Origin of the sequence: Aeromicrobium sp. (assembly GCF_014378035.1) — a bacterium.
GTDB lineage: Bacteria > Actinomycetota > Actinomycetes > Propionibacteriales > Nocardioidaceae > Aeromicrobium.
Map to the genome: position 1 here is coordinate 1 of NZ_JACMOM010000285.1, position 5,472 is coordinate 5,472.

6 protein-coding genes are annotated in these 5,472 nt (G+C 65.0%); 4 read left to right on the plus strand and 2 right to left on the minus strand.

The window, feature by feature from the left end:
* The 3 genes from pth to H7290_RS14585 form a co-directional block, all read left to right on the plus strand.
* A partial coding sequence (gene pth, locus H7290_RS14575) for an aminoacyl-tRNA hydrolase (protein ID WP_290514743.1) occupies positions 1–409 on the plus strand: 409 nt, incomplete at its 5' end.
* Between the two features lie 131 nt (positions 410–540).
* Positions 541–1,101: a GtrA family protein gene (locus H7290_RS14580; protein ID WP_290514748.1), complete on the plus strand. Its 561-nt coding sequence runs from the start codon at positions 541–543 to the stop codon at positions 1,099–1,101.
* A gap of 44 nt (positions 1,102–1,145) precedes the next feature.
* Positions 1,146–1,901, plus strand: coding sequence for a polyprenol monophosphomannose synthase (locus tag H7290_RS14585; protein ID WP_290514744.1), 756 nt, complete (start codon positions 1,146–1,148; stop codon positions 1,899–1,901).
* On the opposite strand, the gene H7290_RS14590 is transcribed toward H7290_RS14585, so the two are convergent.
* A complete protein-coding gene (locus tag H7290_RS14590; protein WP_290514745.1) occupies positions 1,888–2,838 on the minus strand; it encodes a glycosyltransferase family 2 protein in 951 nt (316 codons plus the stop codon). The genes H7290_RS14585 and H7290_RS14590 overlap by 14 nt on opposite strands.
* 126 nt (positions 2,839–2,964) lie before the next feature.
* Here H7290_RS14590 and H7290_RS14595 point away from each other — a divergent pair, with 126 nt between their 5' ends.
* Positions 2,965–3,912, plus strand: a complete 948-nt coding sequence (locus tag H7290_RS14595; protein ID WP_290514746.1) for a glycosyltransferase — start codon at positions 2,965–2,967, stop codon at positions 3,910–3,912.
* Between the two features lie 16 nt (positions 3,913–3,928).
* Here the strand turns inward: H7290_RS14595 and H7290_RS14600 are convergent.
* Positions 3,929–5,472 (minus strand): glycosyltransferase (locus H7290_RS14600; RefSeq protein WP_290514747.1); only part of this gene is annotated, 1,544 nt, incomplete at its 5' end.

The following is a 5,472-nucleotide window of genomic DNA, read 5'->3' on the forward strand; positions in this document are numbered from 1 at the left end:
CGCCGGTGAGCGGGCCGTCCTCGTGCGCGCGCGGTCTTTCATGAACGAGAGCGGCGGCCCGGTGTCGACCGTCATGAACTTCTTCGATGTCGAGCCCGACCACCTCGTGGCAGTCCACGACGAGCTCGACATCGACTTCGGGCAGCTGCGCGTCAAGATCGGCGGCGGCGACAACGGCCACAATGGCCTGAAGTCGATCCGCCAGTCCATCGGGACCGGCGATTTCCACCGAGCACGCTTCGGCATCGGCCGCCCGTCGGGGCGCCAGGACGTGCACGACTTCGTGCTCAGTGGCTTCGGCTCGGCCGAGCGCAAGGAGCTCGACCTCAACGTCGAGCTCGCGGCCGATGCCGTCGAGAGCCTGATCGCCCACGGGCTCGCGCGGACGCAGCAGGACTTCAACTCCTAGCTGGCTTCGGTACGTCCAAAAAGATCGCGAGAGTGTCGAGCGGCTACTTTATGACGCGGATATCGCGTGATACAAACATCATTACTTCCACTCTTTGCGGGTAATTTCGTGTCTAGACTGGTCCGGTGCGCATGCCCCAGATCAGTCCCCGTTTGCGCAAGCTCGCGTCCGAGATCCTGACCTTCGGTGCCGTGGGCATGGCCGGTCTGGTGGTCGATGTCGGCGTCTTCAACGCTCTGCGTTTCGCCGGACCCGGGTTGCTCGAGGACAAGCCGCTGACCGCCAAGGTCATCTCGGTCATCGTCGCGACGATGGTGACCTACTTAGGCAATCGGACGCTGACATGGCGGGATTGTGCTCGGGGCAGACGCTCGCGTGAGGTGATCCTGTTCTTCGCGCTCAACGGCGCAGGCATGGCCATCGCGCTCGGGTGTCTGGCCATCAGCCACTATGCCCTCGGATTCACGAGCCCTCTGGCCGACAACATCTCGGCGAACGGGGTCGGTCTGGTGCTCGGGACCGCGTTCCGTTTCTGGAGCTACCGCACCTTCGTGTTCCACCCCGCGCCGCAGGACGTCGGCGACCACGCCGTTCCGCTGGCCACAGCTCAGCCGGTTGCTGTGGCCTCGTCCTTCGAGGCTTCCGCTCCCGAACCGGCGGTGTGGCAGAGCGTCATGCCGACGGCGCAATGAGTCCGCGTCCTGAACGACCGAACCGGTCCGCGAGAGAGATGACAATGAACGCCCACGAACCGCGTCGCCATCCGCTGGTGGTCATTCCGACCTACAACGAGTACGACAACATCATCGAGATCATCGGACGGGTACGCGCGTCGGTGCCAGAGGCCGACGTGCTGGTCGCCGATGACAACTCGCCCGACGGAACCGGGAAGCTCGTTGATGAACTGGCTTCGTCCGACTCAGCTGTGCACGTGATGCACAGAACCGCGAAGGATGGCCTGGGCGCGGCCTATCTCGCCGGGTTTGACTGGGCGTTCGAGCGCGACTACGACGTCATCGTCGAGATGGACGCCGACGGGTCGCACCGACCGGAGGAGCTTCCGTCGCTCCTGACTGCTCTTGCCTCCGCAGACGTGGTGCTCGGCTCCCGATGGGTGCCGGGGGGTTCGGTCGTCAACTGGCCGCGTCAGCGCGTGCTCCTGTCCCGGGGCGGGAGCCTGTATGCCCGCACCATGCTCGGCCTGTCGATCCGCGACATCACCGGAGGCTATCGGGCCTATCGGTCGGACGCTCTCAGGTCGATCGTCTCGTCGGACGTCGAGAGCCAGGGCTACTGCTTCCAGATCGATCTGGCGAAGCGGGCGGTCGAGCAGGGCCTGGTGGTCCGGGAGGTGCCGATCACCTTCGTCGAACGGGTTCGTGGCGAGTCGAAGATGAACCGCTCCATCGTGATCGAGGCGGTTGTCCGTGTGGGTGTGTGGGGCATCCAGCGGCGGCTGTCGTGGTTGAATGGTCTTGTCAGCCGTCGGTGACTGGTCCGAGCGCGTCTGCTCGACGGCGTAGTTCCGCCCGTGCCAGCCGGCGTCCGTCACGGACGCCGCGCAGTGCTGACCACAATGGGGTGCGCGAGTGCAGGAGTTGCCGTCGGCCGCCGCGCAGGACGATGTCCCACGCGGCCGGCAGCGAGCTACGCATCCATCGCCTGGCTACCGCCTCATCGAGATTGCGGGCGGCGAAGACCAGTCGGTTACGGCTGTTGTAGTAGCAGTAGGCCCCCGACAGCCCTTGCGAATCCCGTTCCTGGGTGCCTCCGACGTCGTGGACGGCCACAGCCTCCTGGATCACGCGCAAGGTGCCGCCAGCGGCGAGGACGCGGAATGACAGGTCGATGTCTTCCCAGTAGAGGAAGTACTCGGGTTCGAAACCTCCCACTGTCTGCCAGAGCTCCCAGCTGGCCATGAGGCAGGCGCCTGTCAACCATTCCATGACCTCGTCCGGGGCCGTGGGCCCCCGGCGTCTGGTCGATCGGGTGCTGCCGTCTTTCAGATGAAGGTCTGCGCCGTCGAACCACACAGATCCGTCTGGTCGTCGAATGCTCGCGCTGGCCAGTGTCAGAGGTTCCTCGCAGGCTTTGAGCAGGGCGAGGACTCCACCACGGTCGATGGACGCATCGGGGTTCAGGATGAGGAAGCACGACGCGCCGAGCTCGCGTCCGCGTGCGACGCCGGCGTCCACGGCGGCCCCGAATCCAACATTTCGGCTGTTCGCCATCAGAATCCACCCATGCTCCTCGACTATTCCGCGGATGGATTCGGAAGACGTGTCATCGCGACGGTTGTCGACCACGACAACGGTGGCTCCCGGCAGACCGGCGGCGGTCGGCGCGAGGTGGGTGCGCAGAAGGTCAGGGGACCCGTAGGTCACCACCACGATCGCGAGGTCAGCGATCGTGAAGGGTGTGGTTGTCATGTCGCTCCTGTCGTCGTGCTCGATCATTGTCCCGAACAGGCGATGGAGGGACGACCCCAGTGCTGATCCGGACCGGCAGGCCGACACAATGGCAGACACATTCTTGGGGAAGAAGATCGGTGGGTCATGGACGACACACGGCACGTGACCATCGCGGTCATGACCTTTCGGCGACCGGACGACATCTCGGACCTGCTCCCGAAGCTGATCGAGCAGGCTGAGGACAACGCACGAACGGACACCGTGATCGAGGTCCTGGTGGTCGACAACGATCCCGACGGCGGCGCCAGGGAACAGGTGCTCACGACGGCATCCTCTGCATCGGTGAAGGTTCGCTACGAGAACGAGACGACGCCCGGAATCTCGGCCGCACGCAACCGGGCCCTGGACGCTTCTGGAACTTCAGACCTGTTGATCTTCATCGACGACGATGAACGTCCGGTCGAGCACTGGCTCCGGTTGCTCCTCGACACCTACGAGACGACTGGGGCAGATGCTGTCGTCGGACCGGTGATCTCCCAGTACGTCGTCGAGCCTGAGCCGTGGGTTGCTGCGGGACGATTCTTCGATCGTCGCCGGCTGCTCACCGGCACCAGGATCGACGTCGCGGCCACGAACAACTTGTTGCTGGACATGGCGCGGGTCCGATCCCTGGCGCTGAGGTTTGACCTGGCCTACGGCATCACCGGTGGTGGCGACACGCTCTTCACCAAGGAGCTGCACGCCCAGGGCGGCGAGATGGTGTGGTGTGACGAGGCCATCGTCTACGACCTGGTCCCTGCTGACCGGGTGACGAGGCGGTGGGTCATCATGCGCGCCCTTCGCTCCGGAAACAGCTGGAGCCGAACGACCGTGGCCATAGCGGATGGTGTGTTGGCGCGGTGGTCGCTGCGGCTGAGGCTGAGTGCCCAGGGAGCCGCGCGCATGCTCGCGGGTGCTGTCAGGTGGTTGTTCGGCCAGCTGACTCGGCGGCAGGTCGACCAGGCGCGGGGTCTGCGTGCGGCTGCCCGCGGTTGGGGCATGCTGGGCGGGGCATGGGGTTATCAGTACAGGGAATACCGACGCCCGCAGTGACCGGACCCGGCAGCGGTCAGCCCCGCTGCTCCAAGGCGATCTGGAATGCTCGTTTGTGCTCGATTCCGGTCTGGTCCCAGTCACGGAGAGACAGATCAGGCGACATGCCGTTGGTGTCGGACCTGGCCATGGCGCGCTCGATGTCGTCTCCGCTGAGGTCGCCGTCGTACATGTGCACCCAGCCCGGCCCGACCTCCTGTGCCAAGGCACCGTTGATCTCGTTGCGTGGCACGAGCACAGGCCGGTTGAGCGACAGTGCCGCGAGCACCCCGCCAGAGTTGTGCATCTCCTGATAGGGGAGCACAACAAGAGAAGCCTCGCTGACGTGCTCCACGAGCTCGTCGTCGCTCAGGAAAGTGAGGCTCAGCCTGATCCGGGGATCCTGCGAGGCCAACGCCTGCAGTGCGTCGGCGAGCTCGTCCGAGGAGGGTTTGCCAGCGATGTGGAGCGAGATCTCGCGGTCATCGTCCATGGACGAGAAGGCCCTGATCAGCGAGTCGACCGCCTTGTAGGGCCGGATGAGGCCGAAGAACGCGACCCTGCCAGGTATGGCCGGTGTCGTGGACACCTCGTACCAGTCTCGATAGTGACCGTGCGGAACGACGACGGAGGGTACGTCCGACGCAGGCGGAGCGGATTCGTTGATCAGGATCCTCAGGGCGACGCCGGCCTCCAGACGCTTCAGAAGCCTCGTTCGAGTGCCTCCGACCTCTTCGTGCTGACCAAGATTGTGCATCGTCCTGATGATGGGGACCCCGCGACGCCGAAGTCGGCGGAGCAACACCGAGAACGCCCTCTGACGCCCCCAGGTGCGGAGACGACCGCGGCCGGTCACCAGGATCTCGGGCCAGTGAACATGGAAGACGTCGTAGTCACCGGTCAGTGCTGTACGCCAGGAGAACGTGCTGACAGTGACACCACTGGTCCGCTCGAGGGCGCCCTTCAGCATCACCACGTAGGGGTTGGTCGTCGGCCGCGGTTCGGGAAAGGATTCCAGAACGGTCATCCGGTCGAGTGCCGCATCGCTCGGCGATGCACTGTCGCCGGGGGCCGTCTCCGTCGCTGTGCCGTCGCACAACACGTCGATCGCCTCCTCGATCGAGGCGAACGCCTCCCTGAAGGCGCTGTCGCGCCGACCGTATGGATCGTCGATGTCGTAGTCCGAGGGGTCGAGGTCGATATACGGTCGCCGGGTCGCGAGCGACTTGGCAGACGTGAAGGAACTTGCCGAGACCACAAGCGCGGCAGACTCCTTCAGCGTGAACGTCTTGGCCAGTGCCCGCGGGTCCAGGCGCAGAACCGTCGCTCTCTGCTCACGGGTCATCGTCAGCACGAGATCGGCGGCCTGGATCATGTGGGGCGTGAGCTGGCGTGCCGCGAACTCAGCGACCTCGATGCCTGACGCACGCATGACGTCAACCATCTGAGGGTGAATCGACTCACCGACCAGAGCCCCGGTGCCAGCACTCTCGGCATGGACGACAGCGCCAGCCAGGGATCTGGATTGGAGGAGGCGTGCGTCCCCCGGTGACCGGCAGATGTTGCCCGAACACACCAGCA

Coding starts and splice junctions, on each gene's coding strand:
- H7290_RS14585 (WP_290514744.1), top strand. CDS start 1,146: ATGAACGCCCACGAACCGCGTCGCCATCCGCTGGTGGTCATTCCGACC.
- H7290_RS14580 (WP_290514748.1), top strand. CDS start 541: ATGCCCCAGATCAGTCCCCGTTTGCGCAAGCTCGCGTCCGAGATCCTG.
- H7290_RS14590 (WP_290514745.1), bottom strand. CDS start 2,838: ATGACAACCACACCCTTCACGATCGCTGACCTCGCGATCGTGGTGGTG.
- H7290_RS14595 (WP_290514746.1), top strand. CDS start 2,965: ATGGACGACACACGGCACGTGACCATCGCGGTCATGACCTTTCGGCGA.